The 22444-nt window shown below is 68.8% G+C and carries 21 protein-coding genes and 4 pseudogenes; 13 read left to right on the forward strand and 12 right to left on the reverse strand.

All coding sequences use genetic code 11. From position 1 onward, the window contains the following. Positions 1 to 35 precede the first annotated feature (35 nt). Together OG588_RS15710 and OG588_RS15715 are read right to left on the reverse strand one after the other, a co-directional pair. Complete coding sequence (locus OG588_RS15710) at positions 36 to 1391, reverse strand: deoxyguanosinetriphosphate triphosphohydrolase (protein WP_405947831.1); 1356 nt, start codon at positions 1389 to 1391, stop codon at positions 36 to 38. Positions 1392 to 1439: 48 nt separating this feature from the next. Beyond that, positions 1440 to 2381, reverse strand: coding sequence for a sirohydrochlorin chelatase (locus tag OG588_RS15715; RefSeq protein ID WP_405947832.1), 942 nt, complete (start codon positions 2379 to 2381; stop codon positions 1440 to 1442). A 223-nt stretch (positions 2382 to 2604) separates the two neighbouring features. On the opposite strand from OG588_RS15715, the gene OG588_RS15720 reads away from it, so the two are divergent. Beyond that, a complete protein-coding gene (locus OG588_RS15720) occupies positions 2605 to 3306 on the forward strand; it encodes a vancomycin high temperature exclusion protein (protein WP_405947833.1) in 702 nt (233 codons plus the stop codon). Between the two features lie 34 nt (positions 3307 to 3340). On the opposite strand, the gene OG588_RS15725 is transcribed toward OG588_RS15720, so the two are convergent. Continuing rightward, the gene (locus tag OG588_RS15725; protein WP_405947834.1) at positions 3341 to 3799 is read right to left on the reverse strand and encodes a gamma-glutamylcyclotransferase family protein; all 459 of its coding nucleotides are present in this window, start codon (positions 3797 to 3799) and stop codon (positions 3341 to 3343) included. A 127-nt stretch (positions 3800 to 3926) separates the two neighbouring features. Between OG588_RS15725 and OG588_RS15730 the strand changes: the two genes are divergently transcribed. After that, positions 3927 to 5570: a M4 family metallopeptidase gene (locus OG588_RS15730; RefSeq protein ID WP_405947835.1), complete on the forward strand. Its 1644-nt coding sequence runs from the start codon at positions 3927 to 3929 to the stop codon at positions 5568 to 5570. A gap of 3 nt (positions 5571 to 5573) precedes the next feature. Here the strand turns inward: OG588_RS15730 and OG588_RS15735 are convergent, their stop codons facing one another. After that, positions 5574 to 6635, reverse strand: coding sequence for a tetratricopeptide repeat protein (locus tag OG588_RS15735; RefSeq protein ID WP_405947836.1), 1062 nt, complete (start codon positions 6633 to 6635; stop codon positions 5574 to 5576). 153 nt (positions 6636 to 6788) lie between these two features. Here OG588_RS15735 and OG588_RS15740 point away from each other — a divergent pair, with 153 nt between their 5' ends. Together OG588_RS15740 and OG588_RS15745 are read left to right on the forward strand one after the other, a co-directional pair. Further along, the gene (locus OG588_RS15740; RefSeq protein ID WP_405947837.1) at positions 6789 to 7130 is read left to right on the forward strand and encodes a hypothetical protein; all 342 of its coding nucleotides are present in this window, start codon (positions 6789 to 6791) and stop codon (positions 7128 to 7130) included. 4 nt (positions 7131 to 7134) lie between these two features. After that, positions 7135 to 7635 (forward strand): GNAT family N-acetyltransferase, encoded by a 501-nt coding sequence (locus OG588_RS15745; RefSeq protein WP_405947838.1) that lies wholly within the window; start codon positions 7135 to 7137, stop codon positions 7633 to 7635. On the opposite strand, the gene OG588_RS15750 is transcribed toward OG588_RS15745, so the two are convergent. Beyond that, positions 7588 to 8136 (reverse strand): ATP-binding protein, encoded by a 549-nt coding sequence (locus OG588_RS15750; protein ID WP_405953133.1) that lies wholly within the window; start codon positions 8134 to 8136, stop codon positions 7588 to 7590. The two genes, OG588_RS15745 and OG588_RS15750, sit on opposite strands and share 48 nt — an antisense overlap. On the opposite strand from OG588_RS15750, the gene OG588_RS15755 reads away from it, so the two are divergent. Further along, positions 8020 to 8703, forward strand: coding sequence for a DUF5753 domain-containing protein (locus tag OG588_RS15755; RefSeq protein ID WP_405947839.1), 684 nt, complete (start codon positions 8020 to 8022; stop codon positions 8701 to 8703). The two genes, OG588_RS15750 and OG588_RS15755, sit on opposite strands and share 117 nt — an antisense overlap. Positions 8704 to 8706: 3 nt before the next feature. Next, positions 8707 to 8898: a DUF397 domain-containing protein gene (locus tag OG588_RS15760; RefSeq protein WP_405947840.1), complete on the forward strand. Its 192-nt coding sequence runs from the start codon at positions 8707 to 8709 to the stop codon at positions 8896 to 8898. A 113-nt stretch (positions 8899 to 9011) separates the two neighbouring features. Here OG588_RS15760 and OG588_RS15765 read toward each other — a convergent pair. Continuing rightward, positions 9012 to 9098, reverse strand: a pseudogene (locus tag OG588_RS15765) (IS5/IS1182 family transposase); the annotation flags it as partial. Further along, positions 9086 to 10014 (reverse strand): annotated as a pseudogene (locus OG588_RS15770) (aldo/keto reductase); the annotation flags it as partial. The pseudogenes OG588_RS15770 and OG588_RS15765, both read right to left, overlap by 13 nt. Before the next feature lie 427 nt (positions 10015 to 10441). On the opposite strand from OG588_RS15770, the gene OG588_RS15775 reads away from it, so the two are divergent. Both OG588_RS15775 and OG588_RS15780 read left to right on the forward strand, forming a co-directional pair. Next, positions 10442 to 11023 carry a YdeI family protein gene (locus OG588_RS15775; RefSeq protein ID WP_405947841.1) on the forward strand — a complete coding sequence of 194 codons (582 nt, stop codon included), beginning with the start codon at positions 10442 to 10444 and terminating at the stop codon, positions 11021 to 11023. Between the two features lie 36 nt (positions 11024 to 11059). Continuing rightward, a pseudogene (locus OG588_RS15780) lies at positions 11060 to 11916 on the forward strand (alpha/beta fold hydrolase). 44 nt (positions 11917 to 11960) lie between these two features. Here the strand turns inward: OG588_RS15780 and OG588_RS15785 are convergent. The 3 genes from OG588_RS15785 to OG588_RS15795 are packed head-to-tail and all read right to left on the reverse strand — an operon-like array spanning position 11961 to position 15654. Continuing rightward, entirely contained in the window at positions 11961 to 12599 is a 639-nt protein-coding gene (locus OG588_RS15785; protein WP_405947842.1) for a hypothetical protein, read from the reverse strand. 8 nt (positions 12600 to 12607) lie between these two features. Next, positions 12608 to 14176: a hypothetical protein gene (locus OG588_RS15790; RefSeq protein ID WP_405947843.1), complete on the reverse strand. Its 1569-nt coding sequence runs from the start codon at positions 14174 to 14176 to the stop codon at positions 12608 to 12610. 14 nt (positions 14177 to 14190) lie between these two features. Further along, positions 14191 to 15654 carry a hypothetical protein gene (locus OG588_RS15795; RefSeq protein WP_405947844.1) on the reverse strand — a complete coding sequence of 488 codons (1464 nt, stop codon included), beginning with the start codon at positions 15652 to 15654 and terminating at the stop codon, positions 14191 to 14193. A 467-nt stretch (positions 15655 to 16121) separates the two neighbouring features. Here OG588_RS15795 and OG588_RS15800 point away from each other — a divergent pair, with 467 nt between their 5' ends. Beyond that, positions 16122 to 16388, forward strand: a complete 267-nt coding sequence (locus OG588_RS15800; RefSeq protein WP_398846844.1) for a hypothetical protein — start codon at positions 16122 to 16124, stop codon at positions 16386 to 16388. A 109-nt stretch (positions 16389 to 16497) separates the two neighbouring features. Here OG588_RS15800 and OG588_RS15805 read toward each other — a convergent pair whose 3' ends face one another. After that, positions 16498 to 17091, reverse strand: a complete 594-nt coding sequence (locus OG588_RS15805) for an NADPH-dependent FMN reductase (protein WP_405947845.1) — start codon at positions 17089 to 17091, stop codon at positions 16498 to 16500. A 286-nt stretch (positions 17092 to 17377) separates the two neighbouring features. On the opposite strand from OG588_RS15805, the gene OG588_RS15810 reads away from it, so the two are divergent. After that, entirely contained in the window at positions 17378 to 17896 is a 519-nt protein-coding gene (locus tag OG588_RS15810; protein WP_019064171.1) for a hypothetical protein, read from the forward strand. Between the two features lie 118 nt (positions 17897 to 18014). Further along, entirely contained in the window at positions 18015 to 18659 is a 645-nt protein-coding gene (locus OG588_RS15815) for a class F sortase (protein WP_019064170.1), read from the forward strand. Positions 18660 to 18830: 171 nt separating this feature from the next. Here the strand turns inward: OG588_RS15815 and OG588_RS15820 are convergent. Beyond that, positions 18831 to 19336, reverse strand: a pseudogene (locus tag OG588_RS15820) (TSUP family transporter); the annotation flags it as partial. Positions 19337 to 19472: 136 nt separating this feature from the next. Here OG588_RS15820 and nirB point away from each other — a divergent pair. Both nirB and nirD read left to right on the forward strand, forming a co-directional pair. Next, positions 19473 to 22097: a nitrite reductase large subunit NirB gene (gene nirB / locus OG588_RS15825; protein ID WP_405947846.1), complete on the forward strand. Its 2625-nt coding sequence runs from the start codon at positions 19473 to 19475 to the stop codon at positions 22095 to 22097. Further along, positions 22094 to 22444, forward strand: coding sequence for a nitrite reductase small subunit NirD (gene nirD / locus OG588_RS15830; protein WP_405947847.1), 351 nt, complete (start codon positions 22094 to 22096; stop codon positions 22442 to 22444). Before nirB ends, nirD begins: the two co-directional genes overlap by 4 nt.

The following is a 22444-nucleotide window of genomic DNA, read 5'->3' on the forward strand; positions in this document are numbered from 1 at the left end:
GGGAAGGGGGTGTGGCCCGATCAGGCCACGGAGGGTCACATTCGGGCTTGTTTCGCGTCACTGTGCCCCAGCGACGTGAGATGCGCGTGAAGAGATCGCGCCGACGCGTCGGTGAGTGACGCGATCTGATCGACGATCACCCGCTTGCGGGCGCGGTCGTCGGGCGCCTCGTCGAACTGCGCGCGGAACTGCGGCTCCAGACCGTCCGGGGCGCGCGTCGTGAGCACCTCGGCGAGTTCGGCGACCACGATGCGCTCGTCGGCGCGGATGCGCTCCTGCTCCGCGCGCTGCATCACGTAGCGGTCGGCGACCGCCTTGAGGACCGCGCACTCCAGCCGTGCCTCGTGCGGTACTACGAGTTCGGCGTCGTAGCGGGTGAGGCGGCCGGTGCCGTACGCCGCGCGCGTGGCGGACTCGGCGGCCAGGCAGAAGCGGCCGATGAGCTGGCTGGTGGCGTCCTTGAGGCGGGCTTGGGCGACGGCCGAGCCGTCGTAGCCGTGCGGCCACCACGGCTCGTTCTGGAGCCGGTCCAGCGCCTCGGCGAGTTCCTCGGGGGCCGTGTCCGCGGGGACGTAGCGGCCGATGGCCACCTTGAAGATCTCCTGGCGTTCCGGTTCGGCGTGCAGGCAGTTGGGGTCGATGTGGCCCGCGTGCAGGCCGTCCTCGACGTCGTGCACGGAGTACGCCACGTCGTCCGACCAGTCCATGACCTGAGCCTCGAAGCACGTGCGGGTGCCGGGGGCGCCCTTGCGGACCCAGTCGAAGACGGGCCGGTCGTCGTCGTAGACACCGAACTTCGGGGACTTGGGGTCGGTGGGGTGCGCTCCGCGCGGCCAGGGGTACTTGGTGGCGGCGTCGAGGGTGGCACGGGTGAGGTTGAGGCCGACGCTCACCAGGTCGCCGGTCGTCGCGCTCTCGTCGCCTGTCGTGTCTCTTCTTACGAAGCGCTTCGGTTCGATGCGGGTGAGGAGTCTGAGGGACTGGGCGTTGCCCTCGAAACCGCCGCAGTCGTCGGCGAATTCGTTCAGTGCCTGCTCGCCGTTGTGGCCGAAGGGTGGGTGGCCCAGGTCGTGGGAGAGGCAGGCCGCCTCCACCAGGTCCGGGTCGCAACCCAGGGCCGCGCCCAGCTCTCGGCCTACCTGGGCGCACTCCAAGGAGTGGGTGAGGCGGGTGCGGGGGCTGGCGTCCCAGGCCTGGCTGCGGGTTCCTGGGGTGACCACCTGGGTTTTGCCGGCGAGCCGTCGTAGGGCGGCGGAGTGGAGGATTCGGGCGCGGTCGCGTTGGAAGGCGGTGCGGCCGGGGCGTTTGTCGGGCTCGGGTGCCCAGCGGTCTACTGACGTCGGGTCGTAGGGGTGGGGTGCTGCTGTGCGTGTGCCTGCGGTGCCTTCCATGCTTCGACAGTAAGCGGCGGTAGTGACAATTCGGGAGTTGCGGGGCGCCTATGCGGTTGCCGGGTGCGGTTCGTTTGCGGGTGCGGGTCGCCTGCGGCTGGTCGCGCAGTTCCCCGCGCCCCTTAGGGAGATGACCCCGCCGTTGGTTGCCAGGGTCTGGTCGTAGCGGTGGAGGATCAGCCTCGTCATCGCGGGGTGGGCTCCCAGGGGGGCCGATGCGATCCACGGGGCCTGTTCCGCGCACTGGGTCGCGAAGCGGCCCGGGGCCGTGAAGCAGGATGCCACTGCCACCCTGTGGTGGCCTCGGGCGGTGAGGGCGCGGATCGCCTCGGGGACCGTGGGGGTCGCTGCGGAGGCGTAGGCCGGGATCACGGGGACGCCCAGGCGGGCGGCCAGGAGGTGGGCCGTGCGGGTGGTGTCGAGCTTGGAGTCGGGGTCCCGGGAGCCTGCCGCGGCCAGGACCACTGCGCTCGCCCGGCGGGTCCGGTCGTCCATCCTCGTTCGCCAACCCGCCTCCACCAGGCGGTCGTAGAGGGTCTCTACGAGGAGAGGGTGTGGGCCCAAAGGGGGTGCCACGCGCGTGCGTGCCTGGGCCCTTGCCTTCGCGGCCAGCTCGGGGATGTCCTGCTTGACGTGGTAGCCGCGGGACAGGAGGAGGGGGACCAGGACGGCTTCCGCGGGGACCAGTTCGGTGAGGGTGTCCTGGAGACGGGGCTCGTTGAGTTCGATGTGGCCCAGGTGGACGGGGAGGCCGGGGCGGAGTTCGCGGACGCGGGCCATGAGGGCTCGTACGGTGCTCAGGGCGCGTGGATCGCGGCTGCCGTGGGCCACCAGGACGAGCGCGGGCGGGGCGGGCGGGACGGGGCGTCTGGTGCCGTTCAGGGAGACGAGGCTGAGCTGGTCGGCGAGTTGGCTGCTGATCCGGTTCATGAGATGCGCCGTACTGTCGAGGGTCGTGGACTCGTCGTGAGGGTGGTTCGACGCCGTCATGGAGTGATGGTGGCGGTGGGAGGTTGCCGCCCCGTTGCACGGGAATGACGGGTCTTTTCCGGGGGTTCACGATGGGGTTCGGGGGGTGTGTGAGGTGACGTGACCTGCGACTTACGGGCTCACAGTGAAGCCGGTCACACTGCGGACGGCGAACCGGAGGACGTTACGGCGCGTCTGTGACTGTCGAACCTGTTCGGGGAGGGGACCCCTTTTGAGAACTCCGATGCGCCTGATGCCTCGCCTGAGACTTCGGCGACCGCGACCTCGGCTGCCACGCACGCGTGCCGGGTGGCGGCAGTTCGTGCAGGTGGTGGCCGCCGGTTGTGTCCTCGCGCTGCTTCCGGCGACCTGGTTGTGGGTGTCCACGGCCGACCGGTTGCGGACCCTTCAGGACGCGCCGCGCACCGATGTGGCCGTGGTCTTCGGGGCGGGGCTGTGGGACGGCGAACCGTCGCCGTATCTCGCGCACCGGCTGGACGCGGCGGCGGCGCTGTACCGGGAGGGCCGGGTGAAGGTCGTCCTGGTGACCGGCGACAACAGCCGCAAGGACTACGACGAGCCGGACGCGATGCGCGTCTACCTGGCGAAGCACGGGGTGCCACGCGCGCGCGTGGTGACCGATTACGCCGGTTTCGACACCTGGGACTCCTGCGTCCGCGCCAAGAAGATCTTCGGCGTCGACAAGGCCGTACTCATCAGCCAGAACTTCCACATCCGGCGGGCGGTCGCGCTGTGCGACGCGGCGGGGGTCGACTCGTACGGCGTCGGGGTCGACGAAGCGCACAACGCGACCTGGTACTACGGCGGTACGCGCGAGGTGCTCGCGGCGAGCAAGGCGGCGCTGGACCTGATGTTCCACCCCGATCCGCACTTCCTCGGGCCGAAGGAGAAGGGCATCACACGGGCGCTGGCCTCCGGCAACTGAAGCCCGCGGCAACTGATGTCCCTTCAGGGCTGTTTCAGCGGCGGTTGATCCAGTCGCCGCCCTCGATCAGCTTGCCGTGGGTGCGGAGGCGGGCGGTGACGGTGGGGGCGGCGAGGTACACCCAGGCGCGTACGGATGTGCCGTCGGCGTCGGCGTCGGCATGGACATCGGCATCGGCATCGCGGGTGACCCGGAGCTCGACGCGTTCGTAGAGGTTGGCCGGGTCGCCGGGGGCGTAGTCCTCAAGTCGGTCGAGGGCGATGAGGAGTTGGGGGTAGGCCTCGGGGCGCGCGGTGACGAGTTCGCCGACGATCACCGCGCCGGGGGCCTCGACGGCGTACGGGTAGCCGGGGCCGTCGTAGAGGGCGGCGTCGTGGAGGCGTGCCGGCTCCTCCGACTCCGTACGGCCGCGCAGGAAGCGGTCGTGGTTGGGCTCGCCGGGGCGGAGCGTGCCGTAGACGAAGAAGGGGAGGGGCGTCGAGGGGGTCGTCATCGCTCTCCTTGATCCCGGAGGTCTTTGCACGCGCTATGGACATGACATGTCATGGGCCCTTTAAATCTCATTCAACATCAACGCAACGCAGCCCCCACGCCCCCCACTTGCGTTCTTGAGGAGAGCCATGAGTCGGACACGGCACATTCGAGGTTCCCGTCTCGCCACGGCCGGTGTCGCCGCCGGCGCCGCGACCCTGTTGGCCGCCACCCTCGCCCCCACCGCCCACGCGGCCGACCGGCCGTCCCGGACCACCGCGATCGCGAACGCCGCGTCGGCGTTGGTGGCCCATGCGGCGGGCTTGGGGCTGACGGCCGCGGAGGACACGTCCGTTCGTGACGTGATCGTCGACGCGGACGGCACCCAGCACGTGCGCTACGACCGGACGTACCGTCAACTCCCCGTCCTCGGCGGCGACTTCGTGGTCCACCTGGCCCCCAACGGCAGTTACCGGAGCGCCGACCGCGCGACCCGGAACTCCATATCCCTGTCGTCCGTGACGCCGAAGGTGGCTGCTCCGAAGGCGGCGGACCTGGCGGTGAACGCGTTGCGGGCGGCGAATCTCGGTGAGGCGCTGAAGGGGGTAACCGCCAAGTCCCAGCTGATAGTTGATGCCTTGCACGGCGCCCCGAAGCTCGCCTGGCGGACGAATGTCGTCGCCAAGGACTCGCTCGGCAACCCGGTCGCCCGTACGGTGCTGACCGACGCCCGTACCGGCACCCAGATCGACGCCTGGGACAGCGTGGAGACGGCGACGGGCGACGGGAAGTCGCTGTACAGCGGGACCGTGCCGTTGGAGACGACGCTGTCGGGATCGACGTATCAGCTCAAGGACGCTACGCGCGGCGGGACTTACACCGGTGACGCGGCGAACAAGACCGACCTGTGCATTCTCGGCATCTGCATCAGCCGCGCCCCGTCCACGGTGTTCACGGACACCGACAACCACTGGGGAACGGGGGCGAGTTCGGACCGTTCGTCGGCGGCGGTGGACGCGCAGTACGGCACGAACGAGACGTGGGACTACTACAAGAACGTCCACGGCAGGAACGGCATCGCGGGCGACGGCAAGGGCTCGTACAACCGCGTCCACTACGGCAACAGCTACAACAACGCGTTCTGGGACGACACTTGCTTCTGCATGACGTACGGCGACGGTGACGGGACGCAGCTCGGTCCGCTGGTGGCGCTGGATGTCGCCGGGCACGAGATGACGCACGGCGTGACGTCCAAGACGGCCGCGCTGACGTACTCGGGCGAGTCCGGCGGGCTGAATGAGGCGACCTCGGACATCATGGGCACGCTGGTGGAGTGGTACGCCAACAACTCCTCCGATCTCGGGGACTACTTGATCGGCGAGAAGATCGTGCGGTCGGGCTTCGGCAAGGCGGCGCTGCGGTTCATGGACCAGCCGTCCAAGGACGGTAATTCGGCGGACTGTTGGAGCTCGTCGGTCGGGAATCTCGACGTGCACTATTCGTCGGGTGTCGCCAACCACTTCGCGTATCTCCTCGCGGAGGGCAGCGGCGCGAAGACCATCAACGGCGTCAGCTACAACTCGCCCACGTGCAACAGCTCTTCGGTGAGCGGGATCGGCCGGGACAAGCTCGGGGCCATCTGGTACCGGGCGTTGACGGTCTACATGACGTCCTCGACGAACTACGCGGGAGCCCGGACGGCGACGCTCAGCGCGGCCAAGGACCTTTACGGGGTGGGGAGTTCGGAGTACGGCGCGGTGGGCGCGGCGTGGAGCGCGGTCGGCGTGGGGTGACGCTCAGTTCCTGTTCCGATCTGGCCGGTCGTACTCGGCCAGCAGGTCGGCCTTGGCCTTGGTGAGCCGTTCGATGGCAGCCGGGTACCTCGCATCCGTGTCTTCGACGGCCCGGTCGAGGGCCCGGACCGCCTCGTCGACGCGCCCCTGCGCAGCCAGCAGCGCGGCGAGTCGCTCAGGTGCGGACCCGGTGCCCCGCAGAATCCTGATCGCGTCCTCGGGGCGACCCTGTTCGTCCAGCAGCCGGGCAACGCCCAGTTCGGCGGTGGAGGTCGATCGGCGCCAGGACCGCATGCCCTTCAGGGCGGTGACGGCCTGGTCGGCGCGGCCCTGTTCCACCAGGAGCTGGATCAGCCAGTCGCGGGAGTGCTGCTCGTCGGCGTCGACGCGCTCCTGCAGCACCGCGACCCCCTCGTCTACGCGCCCCTGAGCGACCAGTGCGCGGGCCAGCAGGAGAGCGAGACCCGTAGAGCTGCCAGGAGTGACGAGTGTCCGCAGCTCGTCGATCCGTCCCTGCTCGGCGAAGTGGTACGCCACCATGGAGCGCGCGTCGCGACGGGGGCCCCGTTCCTCATAGGCCATCAACTGGACGTCTTTGACGCGGCCTTGGAGGAGTAGCAGACGGACCAGCAGGTTCCATTCGACGTGTTCGTGCGTGTACCGCTGGAGGAAGGTGATGGCCTGATCGATGCGGTCCTGTGCGCGGAGCAGCTCGATCAGCTCGTCGCGGGCGTCCTCCTCGTCGACCTGAAGGCGCACCTTCATCACCGCGACCTTGGCTTCGAGGTCGCCCTGCCCGGCCAGTGTGTCGGCCAGCAGGAGCGCCAGGCCCTCGTTCTCGGACCCGGCGAGTGCCCGCAACTCCTCGATCCGGCCCTGCGCGGCGTAGATCTCCGCCAGACGCGCGCGGGCCAGGGCCGTACCGGTCGAGGCGGCCGACCGCAGCTCTTCGATGCGGCCTTCCTCAACGAGCCTGCTCACGTGCTGACTTGCCCACGCTTTGTAGTCGTGCCGTTCGACCGAGCCCGTCTCGCCCCAGTCGATGCTCGCCTGCGGTTCACCCATCCATCGAGTCTCCGTTATGCGATCTCACTCCACCAGACCATGCCGGACCACGCCATGATCTCGTCAAGGTGGTTGGAGATCGGGCGGGTCCTGAGCGAGCCTGGGGTGAGTCTTGCCGGATGACGACTGCCGGTGCCGTCGGTAGGGAGTCCCGTGTCGGATCAGCGGTGGGTGCGGGAGGCGTCCCGCGTCGCATGGGAGGCCATGAGCCGGAGCGAACACGCGGCCGTCGTCCGAGCCGTCCGCAAGGGCGAGCCGACGCGGGACCCGGCCATCGCGCTGCCGGCGCTGCACTGGGCCTGGGCCGTCATCGGGCCGCCCGGTGCACGCAGGCGCTACCCCTGGCGGGCCGCGCTCCTCGACGTCAGGCCCACCGCCTTCCTCACCGACGTCTACGACGGCGACCCGCGCAACGACGTCCGCGCATACGTCCGCCGCGACGCCCGGCGGGTTGAGGCGGCGTACTTGCCGTTCCTGGAATCCCTGGATACTTGACGTCATGGCTGATCAGAGCAAGGTTTCCATCGTCCGCCGGCCGGGCCGGACCCTCTCCGCCGAGGACGGGCTGGGCGCGCTGCTGGCGGCGTACCACCTACGGACCGAGGCGGAGAAAGGGCAGCCCGTCGCCGACGTGGACGCGCTGCCGGACCGGTACCGGGCGGAGATCTCGGACCCGCGGACCGCGTTCGCCGACGATGTCGTGCTGATGGCTCTGAGCGGGAGCGCCGCGGTGGGTTGTCTGGTGGTGACCGCCCCCGCCGACGGGCAGTTGGAGATCAAACGGCTCTGGACGGACCCTGCGTTCCGGGGCAGGGGAGTCGCCTCGGGCCTGCTCGGTGACGCGCTCGCGCATGCGGCGGACAGCGGCGCGGGCGCCGTGCGGTTGTCGGTGTGGAAGTGGCGGACCGGGGCCATCGCCCTCTACGAACGGTTCGGCTTCGCCGTCACCGAGTCATGGGACGAGCGGGATCAACTGGTCTGCATGGAGCGGGCCTTGTGAGTGGTGTCGTACGACGTCCAACTCGCACCACACCGCCTTGCCCACGGTGAGTTCGCGCACGCCCCAACGGTCCGCGATCTGACCGACGATCAGCAGTCCCCGCCCGAACATGTCGTCCTCGGTGACCTCGCGGAGGTTCGGCCGTAACTCACCCTTCGGGTCGGACACCGCGATGCGTACGGCGCGTTCGGTGAGGGTGAGTTCGACTCGGAAGAGTCGGTCACGCAGGCATCCGTGCAGTACGGCGTTGCCGCCCAGCTCGGAGACCAACAGGGCGGTGTCGGGGGCGAGTTCGGGGTGACCCCACTCGGTGAGGAGCCGGTGCGCTCGGCGACGGGCGAGGGTGACGCTCTTGGGGAGCGGGGTGTAGTCGAGGCGGTCGTGATGGAGGGGGACTTCAGGGGCGTTGTCGGCCGTCTCCTGGAACTGGCGAGAATCGATCGGGAGCGGCGCAAGGCAAAGGGATGGTGGGACGACTACACGACCCTCGGCGTCATGCAGGAGTACGTCACGCTGGAGAGCGCGGCAACGGCCATCAAGGCCTGGCAGCCCGCGTACCTCCCCGGGCTCCTCCAAACCCCCGAATATGTGCGCGGGGTGAGGGGAACGCCATTCGGCGCCACAAAGCCGGCCCGGCGAAAGGGCCCTGACGAGGAGTTCGTCACCGCACGACTCGCCCGACAGCGGCGGCTCACCTCCGATCCGCCGCTCGCCCTGAAGGCAGTGCTCTACGAAGCCGTACTGCGGAACTTCCCCGGCGGAGTCGAGACGGCCCGCGGTCAGCTCGACCACCTGGTGAAGATGACAGACCTGCCCAACATCTCCCTCCAGGTCTCCCCCTTCACCGGCGGCACGCACCAAGGGCTGAACGGCGCGTTCAACATCATCTCCTTCGCCGAGCCCGGGGCGATGGACGTCGTCTACGCCGAAGCCGCCTTCACACAGTCATGGATCGAAGGCGGCGAAGGGGCCGCAGCCCACAACGAGTTGTTCGAGATGATCGCCGAACGCTCCCTGAACGAACGGGAATCCCTGCTGTTTCTCCACGACCTCCGCCAGGAACTATGAGCCGTGCCCAATTTCCGCTACCGCAAGTCCAGTTACAGCGACAGGCTGGCCGAGTGCGTCGAGGTCGCCACCAACATCGTCACCACCGTCGCCGTACGCGACTCCAAGAACCCCAACGGCCCCTCCCTCCGCCTCCACCCCGCCACCTGGAGAGCCTTCCAATCCTCCCTGCCCGCAGGGCACTCGACCTACTAACCCCGATCGCCCACCCCCAGTCGAAAAAGTGTGACACTTCCCGCAAAAGTGTCACACTTTCCCGGCTTCAGCCCTTCGGCGCGTGAGCCATCGCGATCGTCGATCGTGGTCATCAACGCGAGCTCGAAACGCCCGGGCTTCTCTAGCGTCGGGCGCAGGAACGGGGAGTCGTGCCGGTTCGCGCCGGCAAGTAGGTGGCCTCGTCCTGGTCGAGTTCGATGTCCACCGCGGCGACCGCGTCGGCCAGCTGGGCCGGCTTGGTGACCCCGACGATGGACGAGGTCACCACCGGGTTGCGCATGGCCCAGGCCAGGGCGACCTGGGCCGGGGAAAGACCCCGCTTGCCCGCGATCTCGTGGACGCGCTCGGCCGCTGCCTGGTCCTCGTCGCGGTAGAGGATCTTGCCGCCCGCGTCGGTCTCGGCACGCGCCGTGGCGGTGTCCCGGGCCCGCGTCAGCCTGCCCCGCGCCAACGGGCTCCACGGGATCACGCCGATGCCTGGTCGGCGCAGAGCGGGAGCATCTCCCGCTCTGCTTCTCGGTGGACGAGGTTGCAGTGGTCCCGCATCGACACGAACCGGGTCCAGCCGTGCAGGTCAGCCAGGTACAGGGCCTTGGCGAACTGCCAGGCGCGCAGGGAAGAGGCTCCGATGTAGCGGACCTTTCCGGACCTGACCGCGTCGTGCAGCGCCTCCAGGGTTTCCTCGATCGGGGTGTCGTAGTCCCAGCGGTGGATCTGGTAAAGATCGACGCAGTCGGTCCCCAGTCGCTTCAGGGAGGCGTCGAGCTCGGCGAAGATCGCCTTGCGGGACAGCCCGGCGCCGTTCGGGCCGGGGCGCATCCGCATCCAGACCTTGGTGGAAAGAACGACCTCCTCGCGCCGCGTGAAGTCCTTGACCGCCTGGCCGACGATCTCCTCGCTGCTTCCGGCGCTGTACCCATTGGCCGTGTCGAGGAAGTTGACGCCGCCATCGAGGGCCTGCTTGATGATGTCCCGGCCGGCGTCCGCGCCCAGCGACCAGGGCTCGCCGCCCCGGTCCGGCTCGCCGAAGCTCATGCGGCCGAGGGTGATGGCGGAGACTTCCAGTCCGGTCGTTCCGAGTTTGATGTATCGCATGCTTTTGAACCTGGGAGTCGGAGTGCGCTCTAGCGCACATACGAGGTTGGTGGGCGTGAACTCCGCCTGCGGGTGGGAGAGATGGGGCGGTTCGTCTGCTCATCTTCTCCGTGGAGGTGGCTGCGCCGTCGGTGCTCGGAATGCTGGAGGCCCGGGAGAAGGAGTCTTCATGCGCCGACGCCGCGGCGATCACCCGATCGGAAGCCTTCTCAAAGACAGGAGCGGCAGCGGCAGCGGCAGCGGGGTGGCACTACCGCCCAATGGTCACCAGTCCACCGATACTCCAGGGCGGGGTCCCGAAGGCCCGTTGTGGGAGTCGAATCGCCCCAAGCACATCTGTGTCGGTAGCAGTGAACCGGTCATGCCGCCTGAGCGGGTCGCTCGAGTAGGTCACCATCTGTCCTATATGGCCTCTAGCCTGCGGTTTATGCAGGAACACGAGGGCGGCGTCGAGATCCTTGTCCCCGCGAGCCCGGCCGAGCTGGAGGCGTGGCTCGAAGAGCATCACGGGGAGAAGGCCGTGCTCTGGGTGAAGATCGCCAAGAGGCATACCGGCATCTCGTCGCTCACCTGGGAAGAGATGGTCGACACGGTGCTCTGCTTTGGCTGGATCGACGGTCAGCGGCGAGGTTTCGACGACTCGTACTTTCTGCAGCGCACGACACCCCGCCGCCCCCGCTCCGCCTGGTCGCGGGTGAACGTCGACAAGGCCGAGGCCCTGATCGCGGCAGGCCGGATGCGCCCCCGCGGCCTGGCCGAGGTCGAGGCGGCGCGGGCGGACGGCCGCTGGGAGACGGCATACGCCTCGCAGAAGAACGCCACCGCACCACCGGATCTCATCGAAGCCCTCGACGCGAACCCCGCAGCGCGGGTGTTCTACGACACGCTCGGCAAGTCCGACCAGTTCGCCCTGTACCTCGGTCTGGTCACCGCTCGTACCGAGAAGACGCGGCTGGCCCGCTTGGAGCGGATGGTGGCGTCGATGGCAAGGTCCGAGCGGCCCTCATGATCGACCGCTCGGTCAACGCGCAGATAAGGAGACACGATGACCAATTCCAGCGATTTCCCCAAGCCCACCCTTGTTCCGGTCAACGGCGTGGAACTCGAAGTCTTCGAAGCAGGACGAGAAAACAAGGGAAAGCCCATCGTGCTCTGCCACGGCTGGCCTGAGCACGCGTACTCCCGGCGTCATCTGACGTCGAGCACCTGTCGGGCGACCTCGTCGCGCTCCTCGACCACTACGGATACGAAGACGCCACCTTCGTCGGCCATGACTGGGGTGCGTTCCTCGTCTGGGGACTGACCCTGCTGCACCCCAACCGCGTGAACAAGGTGATCAACCTGTCCTTGCCTTACCAGGTGCGCGGTGAAACGCCGTGGATCGAGGTCATGGAACAGTTCCTCGGCGGCGACTTCTACTTCGTCCACTTCAATAGACAGCCGGGCGTTGCGGACGCCGTGCTCGATGCGAACACAAGCCGGTTTCTCCGCAACCTCTACCGCAAGAACGTTCCCCCCGCGCCCCCTGAGCCGGGCATGGTGTTTATCAACCTCGCCCTGGCGGAAGCACCGCTCGGTGAGCCTGTCATGAGCGACAGCGACCTGGCCGTCTACATCTCCGGGTTCGAAACGTCGGGATTCACGGGCGGCATCAACTGGTACCGGAACCTCGACCGCAACTGGCACCAGCTGGCGGACGTGGACCCGATCATCCAGCAGCCCGCCCTCATGATCTACGGCGACCGGGACCCCTTCGGCCCGAGGTCCGAAAACCTGCCAGAGTTCGTGCCCAACGTGGAAGTTGTCGGCCTGGAATGCGGGCACTGGATCCAGGAGGAAATGCCTGAGGAAACAAACCAGCTGATCACCAAATGGCTGGACCAGCAGGATGCCACCGTCTGAGAAGGCTTCCGCCCAAAGGGCAAGTTCATCACCCGGCTGACGTGTTAGGCCTCGCCTGCCAGGTCGGCCGTCTCCAGGTACACCTCGGCCAGCACCTGCAACTCCGTGCCCTCCGCCGTGACTTGCTCGCCCGGGCGCAGGCGGCCCGTCAGGTCGTCCGGGCGGCCTGGGACCGTCACCGTGCGGGACGACTGCTCCCCCGTCAACGTCAGCCATTCCCCCGCGAGTTGAGCCGTCAGCACCTGGTCGAAGTCCGGCGGGCCGGTCAACACATGCGCCAGGTAGAGCTGTTCGCGGCCGAAGAGGACGTAACGGAGGGGCGCCGGTTCGATAGTGGGCTCGGTCGGGTGGCCCACGTACAGCCGCTCCTCGATTCCCACCCTCACCTCCCCCAGCAACTCGCCCTCCCTCCCGAAGCGGCCGAAGTAGAGGTCGGCGGGGAAGGACGCGCCCGGCTCAAGGTCCTTGAGGAGGAGAGTGCGTGGGCTGAGCGTGAACAGTGCCGACGTGCCGTAGCGCTTGCGGGCCGTGCGGTAGGTGTCCGTGTCCGGGGTGACGCGGAGGACGGCCTGGAAGTCGTAGGGGGTGGTGAACGTGGGCATGTGGACGGCGTAGACGGTGTCCGTGCCCAGCAACACCAGGCCGTGGACGGCGAGTCCGGGGTTCGTTTCGGGGGTCACCATGCCAGGGCTCACCATGACAGTGCCGGGTCAGGGTCCGGGCTCTTCGGGAGCTGTCGGCACACGAACCCCGCGAGGAACACGTCATCCGGACCGGTGACCGTGCTCTGCGTCGCTGACGTCGCCTGTTGGTAGGCCACCCAGCGGAGTTGGAGGTCGTAGCCGTACTGGACCACCTGCACCTTGGCGAAGCGGCCCTCCGTCGTGCGTACGGCGAACACGTCCCCGGTGACCAGTTGGTTGCTCGCGTTCGGGTTGCCGGTGAGGGGGGTGCTGCCGTAGGTGAGGGTCGAGAGGCGGTGGCCGTCGAAGGCGTCGTAGTCGACCTGGCCGAGGTTGACGATTCCGGCGTGCGAGCTGGGGACCAACTGGGCCGTCGTCTCCGTCATCCACTCCCACCAGAGGTCGGCGGTGTTCATGTCGCCGCCGGCGATGCCGTTGTCGAGGTCGAGGGTCCAGGTGCCGTGGAGGGTGGTCTCGCCGGGGGTCTGCGTGTAGCCCACGGCCTGGCGGATCAGTTCGACGTTGCGGGCGAGGGCGACCGACTCGACGTACGACGGGCAGCGGCCGTGGGGTGGGGACGCGCCGTCGCTCAGGGCGGCGACGCCTGACGAGAGGCGCCAGGCTCGGGAGGCGAAGAGTTCCATCGGTGGGTCCAGCCAGGGGCGGACGACCGACACGACCCGGTATTCGAAGGCCAGGGAGAAGACCGTGTCGTCGGTGGCTCGGTCGCCGAACGCCGATTTGAGTTCCGCGGGGGCCTGGGTGGCCAGGGTGCGGAGCATGTCGTCCGAGAGCACGACTCTCGACCAGGGGTCGTCCAGCGCGCCGTCCGGTGAGTAGTAAGTGGGCGCGAAACGCGTGCCGTTGGGGGCGGTCGTGTACTGGTCGGGGAGGTTCGGGTTGAAGGTGTCCCGGTGCCGTTTCCAGATGCTGGAGGGGGCCTTGGAGGCCAGTTCGGAGGTCTCGCGCAGGGCGTCCTCCACCTCGGCCTTGTGACCGGCGGTCTGCCAGGCGTCCATGGCGTCGTCCCTGGCCTGGCGGAGCCGGGGTTCGTCGACGTGGGTCCAGTGGTCGCGGGCTGCCGGGTCGGTCGACATGGCCGCCGTCTGATCCGCCTGGTGGTAGTCCGTGTCGGCCTGGAGCCAGGCCTGGCGGGCCGTGCGGTAGTCGCGCAGGGCGGGTGAGGGGACGAAGACTCCGTCGGGGCCGGTGTCGTAGAGGTAGGCGACTGCCGTGTCGTAGCGCTGGTGTTCCTCGGGGGTGAGGGTGGAGCGGGCCAGGTCGGCGGCCAGTACCTCGCCGTAGATTCCCCACAGGTGGACGGTCGACGGGGGTGCCCAAATCGGTTGGGTCGGGACCCTGTTGACCAGTTCGCAGAACTCGGACCAGACCGTGGCCCGGGGTGCGTCCAGGGCGCCGCCGAAGCGGAACATGCTGTCCTGGTGGACCACCGGCGTCACCGGTACGGACACCAGGTGGTCGGGGTCGGTGAGCAGGCCTCGGAAGTACGCGCCCAGGCCGAACATGGCCGCCGCGTCCACCGGGGACGCGGCCCACACTGCAGCGGTCTCGTTCATAACTGGCCGCCGCCCTAGACGAGTTGGTCGGGGTCGAGGCCGTCGAGCAGGTTCGGTGTCTTGTCCAGCAGGTGGTTGACGAAGCCGATGATCTGCATGCCGGGGACGGTGATGGTGGCGCCGTCGTTCTCGGAGTGGAAGTGCTGGTCCGACTCGGAGTGGCTGTAGCTGCCCTTCACGGAGAACGGGCCCCAGCCGACACTCGCGTTGACCGACACGGAGCTCTGATGGGTCTGCAACGCCTGGGCCAGCGAGGCGGAGTGGATGGTGAGGTTCCTGATGAACAGGGCCTGGAGCGGATAGCCGATGAAGCGGCCCTGGGGCGGGTTGCCGCCGTCGGACGGCATCTGGTCGTAGTTCCAGCCCTGCCCCTGGCGCAGGTCCCAGCCGCGGTTCTCCAGGAACTCCGGGTAGAACCAGGGCCGTACGACCTGTACTTGCGCCATCTCGAAGGACATCGAGAAGTCGTCGACCTGGAAGTTCTCGCTGTAGTCCTGGGAGTTGGTGGTGACGCCCGCGCTCGTGCTCCACAGGCCGAAGTTGAGACCGCCGCCCGCCGACCAGGATGTCGTCTCGTAGTGGCTGTGCGAGTCCACCATCTGGTGGTACATCGAGTACCCGGTCCAGCCGTTCGAGGTCGCGAAGTCACCGGGGACGACCGTCGTGTAGTAGAAGGACTGGCCCGGGCCCAGCGCGTTGGTGTTCGCCTCCTCGTAGAAGCGTTCCAGGTTGCGCTTCCACAGGAGCATCGACTTCTCGGTGGTCTGGTCGATGTAGGCGTTGATCTCCTCGACCTCGTTGCGGTACCCGCTCGACGTCCAGTCGTCCATCGCGGCGGCGACCTGCATCGAGTACAGCTGCGCGTTGGCCGCCCAGTCCGCGACCGCCTGCTTGCCGGACTCTCCCACGGCCGCCTGGGCCGCGATGCGCTTGTTGTTGTACGACAGCGCGGCGGTGACGTACGCCTGCATGCACGCCTTGTAGGCCTTGAGCATGGGGCTGTCCTCGGTGACCTGCTTCTCCTGCTCGGTGACGATGTCCTTCACCGTGCGCGTCACCCTCAACAGGCCCCGGAACCGCTCCAGTTTGGCCTTCTGGTCGTCGGTGAGCTGATCGTCGACGACCTTGGAGAACTTGAGGATCTGGCCGTAGATCTCACTCAGCCGGGCACCGCTCGCGTTGCGCCACACCCCGTCCTGGCGGCCCGAGGAGTACGCCGAGGTCACGTCCGGGATGAAGTCGATGAGCGAGGAGAAGTTGTACGCCTGCTGGAGCAGGAGCTTGTCCTCCGCCGCGGTCGCGCCGGTGCCGATGCCCTGCGCGGCGAACGCGAAGTCCGCCTCCTGGTACGGCAGTCCGGGCATGCACCAGGTGATGAAGCTGGACTTGGACGGCGGGACGCTGCCGTCGCCGCCGGTGAGCACGTTGTACATCTGGTCGCGGAACGTCCGCCCCAGATCCCCCAGTTGGTATCCCATGGCCCCGTCCTGCCCGGGTCATATGACACCTAGACGGCAGCTTGTGGGCCTTCACCCGGATAAGTGAATCGCCCGCCACTTCAGGCAGCGGCCTCGATGTGGCGCATCTCGGAGGCCGGCGAGTCGTATCGCCGTTTCGCCGGTGGTGGCGATCCAGTCGGCGGTGACTCCCGTCCGGGCCGCGCCGAGTTGCCGGTCCCGGGCCGGGTCGGCCGTGTCCGCGGCGAGGTCGTCCGTGGACACGGTGGCCCCGACGGTGACGTAAGCCCTGTCCACACTCATGCCGGGATGCATGCTCCGGCGGTGCGGTTCTTATGGCGTGACACGAGGTCCCGTTCGAGTGAATCAACGGGTGATCCACGTGGCGTCAGCGAGGTGGCATCCCGTTTCCAGTGATCGTTTAGGCGTTGATCGGCCCGACGCGCCCGGTTTCCGGCGCGTCATCCAGAGATCTTTGGGAGTAGTCAATGCGTATGCGCTCTGCCCTGACCACGTCCGTCCTCGCCGTCGGCATCCTGCTCGGTGGCGCCGGTGCCGCCCTCGCCCACGACAACGGCCCGTTCCCCCACGACGACGGCGCGCTCGTCCAGGGCACCGGTTCCCAGGGCTCCGGGCACGTCGACAACACGATGTTCGCCGGTGTCATCAACCACGTCGGGCCCGTCTACTCCTCGACCACCAAGACGGACCACGACTGGGACCGTGGCACGTTCGAGGGCATCTTCGGTTTCTGACACGTCCGCCCGGCGCACCAGCCCGGGCAGCGCACCGGGCCACCAGTGACGGTGTGGTGTGGTGTGAAAGGGGCGGCCGACCTGTGTCGGCCGCCCCCCTTTCTTTGCGTCAGATCAATGGACGTACATCGCGCGCCTCTCTCAACGCCAGCCCCCACCAGACCAGTTGGTCCAGCATCGCCTTCGCCGCCGCATCCGGGGCCGTGGGGTCCTTGAGGCGGCCGTCGTCGTCGAAGGACGCGCCCGCGTTGTGGAAGGAGACGGTGTCGCGGACCGTCACGGCGTGGAGTTCGGCGAAGACCTGGCGCAGGTGTTCCACCGCGCGCAGGCCGCCCGCGAGGCCGCCGTAGGAGACGAGGGCGACGGGCTTGGCGCGCCACTCGGTGAAGTGCCAGTCGATCAGGTTCTTGAGGCCCGCCGGGTAGGAGTGGTTGTACTCGGGGGTGAGGACGACGAAGGCGTCCGCGGAGGAGAGTTTCGGGGTGATGTCGGCGAGTGCGGCCGTCGCCTCCGGGGTCGGGGCGAGGGTCGTGGGCAGGTGGCCGGTGTCGGCCACGTCGACGACCTGGAGGGCGAGGTCGGGGTGGTCGCGGACGTGGGTGAGGAGCCAGTCGGCGACGACCGGGCCGAAGCGGCCGTGGCGGTTGCTGCCGATGACGACGGTCACGGTCAGGGGGCGTGCGGGAGCGGTCTCGGTGTCCATGCCGGTCAGCCTGTTACCTCAACCATTCTTGAGGTCAAGTCACCCATTCCCGAGGTCGGGCCTGACCGGTCGTCACCCGTTCACCCGCGCGGCGTGCGCTCTTCGGGTACTCGTTCGGGGCGAGGTCGCCGTACCCCTATGACCTGCTGAAACAGCGAGCTGACGGGCCGCCGCGGCCGCTTCCTGACACCCATTCACCACACTTCTGACGCACGTTCAGGAAGCGCGCTCGGCCCGGTGCCACTTTCCTCGGAAGGGCAGCCAACCACAGCTCGGAGGAGCACCGATGCGTCGTACCGCCCGTCTGCTGACCGGCACCGCGCTCGTCGTCGCCGCCGCGGGTCTCGCGACCGCGCCGGCGTACGGCGGCGAGAGCGCCGGTCTGGAGGTGTTCCCGTCGAACGCCGTGCCGGGCGGCGACGTCACGGTGAACACGGCGGCGTGCGGCGACGACGGTACGGCCGCCGGTGATGCCAGCGCGGTGGGCGCCGGCACGTTCACGCTGGCGCCGAGTGCGCACGAGGGCGATGCGATCGGGCAGTTCAAGGTGCCGCCGAGTGCGCAGCCGGGGACGTACGAGATCGTCGCGAAGTGCGCGGACGGCAAGCAGGTCAGCGGCGATCTGATGGTGACGCTGGCTTCGATGCGGCAACAGGTGCAGCCGCGCGGAAGTGTGAAGACGGGGGTCGGTGGCGCCTTGGGCCCCGACCCCGTGCAGACCGCGGCCGGTGTGGCGGCTCTCGCCGTCGCCGCCGCGGGCGGTACCTGGCTCCTGCATCGCCGGGCGAGAGGCGACAGGTTCTGACGGACACCCTCCGCTGTCCGTCCGCCGGTACCGCACGTCCCCTCCCCCTCCGGGTCCGACGCCCCTCGTGACCCGGAGGGGGGCGCGGGGCCAGTTACTGGAGAGGGGTTGATTCCTCATGCGCCGTCGTAGCTACGGCAACACCGCGACCGGGGCCAACACCGCGATAGGGGTCGTCACCGTGGTCGCCCTGTGCGCGGGCGCGTGGCTGTTGACCAGCGGTTCCGGTACGAACGCGCCGCCGCAGCCGTCCGCCGCCGAGGCCCGGCCCGATCCGGTCGCCGGGCGTACCGCGGCGCGTGCGTTGCCGCCGTCGCCGCCGGACCGCATCCGGATCCCGGCCATCCATGTGAACGCCCCGCTGATGGGCCTCAAGCTGACGAGCACCGGCAGCCTGGACGTGCCCCCGGCCGCGAAGAAGAACCTCGCCGGTTGGTACGAGGCCGGGACGACCCCCGGTGAGAGCGGAACGGCGATCGTCGCGGGGCATGTCGACAACGCGGATGGCCCCGCCGTCTTCTATGACCTCGGCGCCCTGAAGAAGGGCAACGCGATTGAGCTGGACCGGTTGGACGGGAGCGTCGCGTTGTTCACGGTGGACGCGGTGGAGGTCTATCAGGCGAGCCGGTTTCCCGATCAGAAGGTGTACGGGGCTGCGCGGCGGCCCGAGTTGAGGGTGATCACGTGTGGGGGCGGGTATTCGCGGGCGACGGGGTATCAGGGGAATGTGGTGGTGTTCGCGCATCTGAGTGGGAGTCGGTAGGGCTTCGGGGGAAGGGTCGTGCGTCGTCTGCGGGTCCGTCGTGGCTGGTCGCGCAGTTCCCCGCGCCCCTATGGGGCGCAGGCTGAACGCCAGGTTCGCAGTGTCAGGTTCACCACGACGGCTGGGACCGGCGTCAGCGGCCATGCCCCGCACGCAACCGCTCCCCTACTTCAGGACCGCGGTGAGCGCGAGGACCAGGAACGTACCGGTGCCGGGGCCCACGAGCCCGTCGTAGAAACCGATGCCCAGGCCGGCGAGGCCGATCGCGGCGAGGATCTGGCGGCGGGTGGCCGGGCCGGGGTGGGGACCGTGCCGAAGGCCAGGCGGAGGATGACGAAGGTGGCTACCGCGAGCAGCACGACCATGATCACCGGCTTGAGTACGTCGGTGCTCATACCGGCCGCGAAGAAGGCACCGGCGGAGGAACCGGCGAGGGCCGCCAGGCCGATGCGTACGGCGAGGCCGATGTTCACCGGTGCCTTGCGGGCGTACGTCACCGCCGCGCCGGATGTGCCGACGATGGCTACCGCCTTGTTGGTGCCGAGTGCGGTGGCGGCCGGGGTGCCCGCGGGCAGGCCGAGCAGGAGTACCGGGAGCAGGAGGAGTCCGCCGCCGCCCACCACGGCGTCGATCCAGCCGGCCGCGAGGGCGGAGACCGTGAACAGCGGTTGGACCAGGCCCCCGCCTCACACCCCTCCCCCGGCGCGCACCCCGAACCCTCACACCCCCCGCGCGCTCCCGCTGAGGGCAGCGTTCCTCGCGGGAAACAGGTGGGATGCGGTCGGGTAACACCGGCGTCGCAGGCTCCTGGGCATGACCTCGAATCCGCGTGTGGTGCCCACCGTGCCCACCATCGTGCTCGTCGGCCACGGCATGGTCGGTCAGCGCTTCCTCGAAGCGCTCGCCGAGCGCGGCCTGACCGCCACGCACCGAGTGGTCGTGCTGTGCGAGGAACCGCGTCCGGCCTACGACCGCGTCCAGCTCACCTCGTACTTCTCGGGCCGCACACCCGAGGAACTCTCGCTCACGGACGCGGAGTTCATCAGCGATCATGGGATCGAGCTGTACGTCGGCGATCCGGCGGAGACCATCGACCGCGCGGCCAGGACAGTAACCGCCCGCTCCGGTCTGACCGTTGAGTACGACACGCTCGTCCTCGCCACCGGCTCGTATCCGTTCGTGCCGCCCGTTCCGGGCAATGACTCCGACGGCTGTTTCGTCTACCGCACGATCGAGGATCTGCTCGCGATCGAGGCGTACGCCAAGGCGCGGGCGACGACGGGTGCCGTGGTCGGTGGTGGGCTGCTCGGTCTTGAGGCCGCCGGGGCTCTCAAGGGGCTCGGACTCGCCACGCACATCGTCGAGTTCGCGCCCCGGTTGATGCCGGTGCAGGTCGACGAGGGTGGCGGCGCGGCGCTACTGCGCACCATCGAGGGCATGGGCCTGACCGTCCACACGGGGACCGGTACGCAGGAGATCCTCGCCGACGCGCACGGCGCCGTCACCGGTATGAAGCTGTCGGACGGTTCCCAACTCGCCACGGACATCGTGGTGTTCAGCGCCGGAGTACGCCCCCGCGACCAACTCGCCCGCGACTGCGGTCTGTCGGTCGGTGAGCGCGGTGGCATCGCGGTCGACGAGCAGTGCCGTACGGTCGCCGACCCGCACGTGTTCGCGATCGGCGAGTGCGCGCTGGCTGCGGACGGCCGGGTGTACGGGCTGGTGGCGCCCGGTTACGAACAGGCGGAGACGGTCGCCGCGACCATCGCACGGGACGAATCCGCCTTCACCGGCGCGGACTTGTCGACCAAGCTGAAGCTGCTCGGCGTGGACGTGGCGTCCTTCGGCGACGCGCACGGCGCCACCGCGGACTGCCTCGACGTCGTCTACTCCGACGCGCGGGCGGGGACGTACAAGAAGCTGGTGATCGGCCGGGGCGGCGAGTTGCTCGGCGGGATCCTGGTCGGTGACGCGGACGCGTACGGCACGCTGCGCGCGTTCACCGGGTCCGTACCGCCCGTCTCCCCCGAGCAGTTGGTGCTCCCGGCGGGTTCCGGGGATGCCGTCCAGCTCGGGCCGTCCGCGCTGCCCGACGCCGCGGTCATCTGCTCCTGCCACAACGTCAGCAAGGGCGTGATCCGCGGCGCGGTCACCGACCACTCCTGCACGAGCGTGCCCGAGGTGAAGAAGTGCACCAAGGCCGGTACCGGCTGCGGGAGTTGCGTCAAGGTGCTCGGCCAGCTGGTCACCGCCGAGCTGGAGGCGAACGGCGTCGAGGTCGACAAGGGCCTGTGCGGCTGCTTCGCGCAGACCCGCGAGGAGCTGTACGAGATCGCCCTCGCGCTGCGCGTCAACTCCTACCAGGAGATGCTGGATCGCTACGGCCGTGACGGCGCCCGCGGTGGCGACGGCTGCGAGATCTGCAAGCCGACGGTCGCCTCGATCATCGCGTCCCTCGCCCCGACGATCGGCGCGAGCGGCTATGTCCTCGACGGCGAACAGGCGGCCCTCCAGGACAGCAACGACCACTTCCTCGCCAACTTGCAGAAGAACGGCTCCTATTCGGTCGTTCCGCGCATCCCCGGCGGCGAGATCACCCCCGAGAAACTCATCGTGATCGGCGAGGTGGCCCGGGACTTCGGCCTCTACACGAAGATCACCGGCGGCCAGCGCATCGACCTGTTCGGCGCCCGCGTGGAACAACTCCCGCTGATCTGGGCCCGGTTGGTGGACGCCGGATTCGAGTCCGGGCACGCGTACGGAAAGGCCCTGCGCACCGTCAAGTCCTGTGTGGGGCAGACCTGGTGCCGCTACGGCGTCCAGGACTCGGTCCGGATGGCGATCGACCTGGAGCTGCGGTATCGGGGGCTCAGGTCGCCGCACAAGCTCAAGTCGGCGGTGTCCGGCTGCGCCCGCGAGTGCGCCGAGGCCCAGTCGAAGGACTTCGGGATCATCGCCACCGCCGGCGGCTGGAACCTCTACGTCGGTGGCAACGGCGGCGCCACTCCGCGCCACGCGGACCTGCTGGCGAAGGACCTCTCCGATGCCGAACTGGTGCGCCTGATCGACCGGTTCCTCATGTTCTACATCCGTACGGCCGACCGGCTGGAGCGTACGAGCGTGTGGCTGGAGCGGATTCCGGGCGGCCTCGACCACGTACGGGACGTGGTCGTGGCGGACTCGCTCGGTATCTGCGGGGAGTTGGAGTCGCTGATGGCCGCGCATGTCGCCGGGTACCGCGACGAGTGGGCCACCACCATCAACGACCCCGAAAAGCTCGCCCGGTTCGTGTCCTTCGTGAACGCGCCCGACACCCCGGACCCGGTCGTCGGCTTCGTCCCCGAGCGCGATCAGATCAAGCCCGACCTGCCGCTGCTGACCATCGGTATGCGGCCGCAGCAGCCCGCAGACGTCCTGGAAGGAAGCGCCCAGCGATGACCCTGGCTCCCGAGACGACCGACCTGAAGGTCCAACTCCGGCTCGCCGACGACTGGTTCACAGTCTGCGACCTCGACCGGCTCACCCCCGGCCGCGGAGTGGCGGCCCTGCTGCCCGACGGCAGCCAGGTCGCCCTGTTCCGCGACCGCGCCGGCATCCTCTACGGCATCGACAACCGCGACCCGTTCAGCGGCGCCGCGGTCCTCTCCCGCGGCCTGACCGGCACCCACCAGGGCCGCCCGTTCGTCGCGTCGCCGCTGCTCAAGCAGCGGTTCGATCTGGTCTCCGGGGAGTGCCTGGACGACGCGTCGGTGCGGGTGGCGGCGTACGAGGTGCGGGTGGAGTGA

Origin of the sequence: Streptomyces prunicolor, from assembly GCF_045162825.1 — a bacterium.
Taxonomy (GTDB): Bacteria; Actinomycetota; Actinomycetes; order Streptomycetales; family Streptomycetaceae; genus Streptomyces; species Streptomyces prunicolor.

Coding starts and splice junctions, on each gene's coding strand:
- OG588_RS15710 (WP_405947831.1), bottom strand. CDS start 1,391: ATGGAAGGCACCGCAGGCACACGCACAGCAGCACCCCACCCCTACGAC.
- OG588_RS15715 (WP_405947832.1), bottom strand. CDS start 2,381: ATGACGGCGTCGAACCACCCTCACGACGAGTCCACGACCCTCGACAGT.
- OG588_RS15720 (WP_405947833.1), top strand. CDS start 2,605: ATGCGCCTGATGCCTCGCCTGAGACTTCGGCGACCGCGACCTCGGCTG.
- OG588_RS15725 (WP_405947834.1), bottom strand. CDS start 3,799: ATGACGACCCCCTCGACGCCCCTCCCCTTCTTCGTCTACGGCACGCTC.
- OG588_RS15730 (WP_405947835.1), top strand. CDS start 3,927: ATGAGTCGGACACGGCACATTCGAGGTTCCCGTCTCGCCACGGCCGGT.
- OG588_RS15735 (WP_405947836.1), bottom strand. CDS start 6,635: ATGGGTGAACCGCAGGCGAGCATCGACTGGGGCGAGACGGGCTCGGTC.
- OG588_RS15745 (WP_405947838.1), top strand. CDS start 7,135: ATGGCTGATCAGAGCAAGGTTTCCATCGTCCGCCGGCCGGGCCGGACC.
- OG588_RS15755 (WP_405947839.1), top strand. CDS start 8,020: ATGGAGGGGGACTTCAGGGGCGTTGTCGGCCGTCTCCTGGAACTGGCG.
- OG588_RS15775 (WP_405947841.1), top strand. CDS start 10,442: ATGCAGGAACACGAGGGCGGCGTCGAGATCCTTGTCCCCGCGAGCCCG.
- OG588_RS15785 (WP_405947842.1), bottom strand. CDS start 12,599: ATGGTGACCCCCGAAACGAACCCCGGACTCGCCGTCCACGGCCTGGTG.
- OG588_RS15790 (WP_405947843.1), bottom strand. CDS start 14,176: ATGAACGAGACCGCTGCAGTGTGGGCCGCGTCCCCGGTGGACGCGGCG.
- OG588_RS15795 (WP_405947844.1), bottom strand. CDS start 15,654: ATGGGATACCAACTGGGGGATCTGGGGCGGACGTTCCGCGACCAGATG.
- OG588_RS15800 (WP_398846844.1), top strand. CDS start 16,122: ATGCGTATGCGCTCTGCCCTGACCACGTCCGTCCTCGCCGTCGGCATC.
- OG588_RS15805 (WP_405947845.1), bottom strand. CDS start 17,091: ATGGACACCGAGACCGCTCCCGCACGCCCCCTGACCGTGACCGTCGTC.
- OG588_RS15810 (WP_019064171.1), top strand. CDS start 17,378: ATGCGTCGTACCGCCCGTCTGCTGACCGGCACCGCGCTCGTCGTCGCC.
- OG588_RS15815 (WP_019064170.1), top strand. CDS start 18,015: ATGCGCCGTCGTAGCTACGGCAACACCGCGACCGGGGCCAACACCGCG.
- nirB (WP_405947846.1), top strand. CDS start 19,473: ATGACCTCGAATCCGCGTGTGGTGCCCACCGTGCCCACCATCGTGCTC.
- nirD (WP_405947847.1), top strand. CDS start 22,094: ATGACCCTGGCTCCCGAGACGACCGACCTGAAGGTCCAACTCCGGCTC.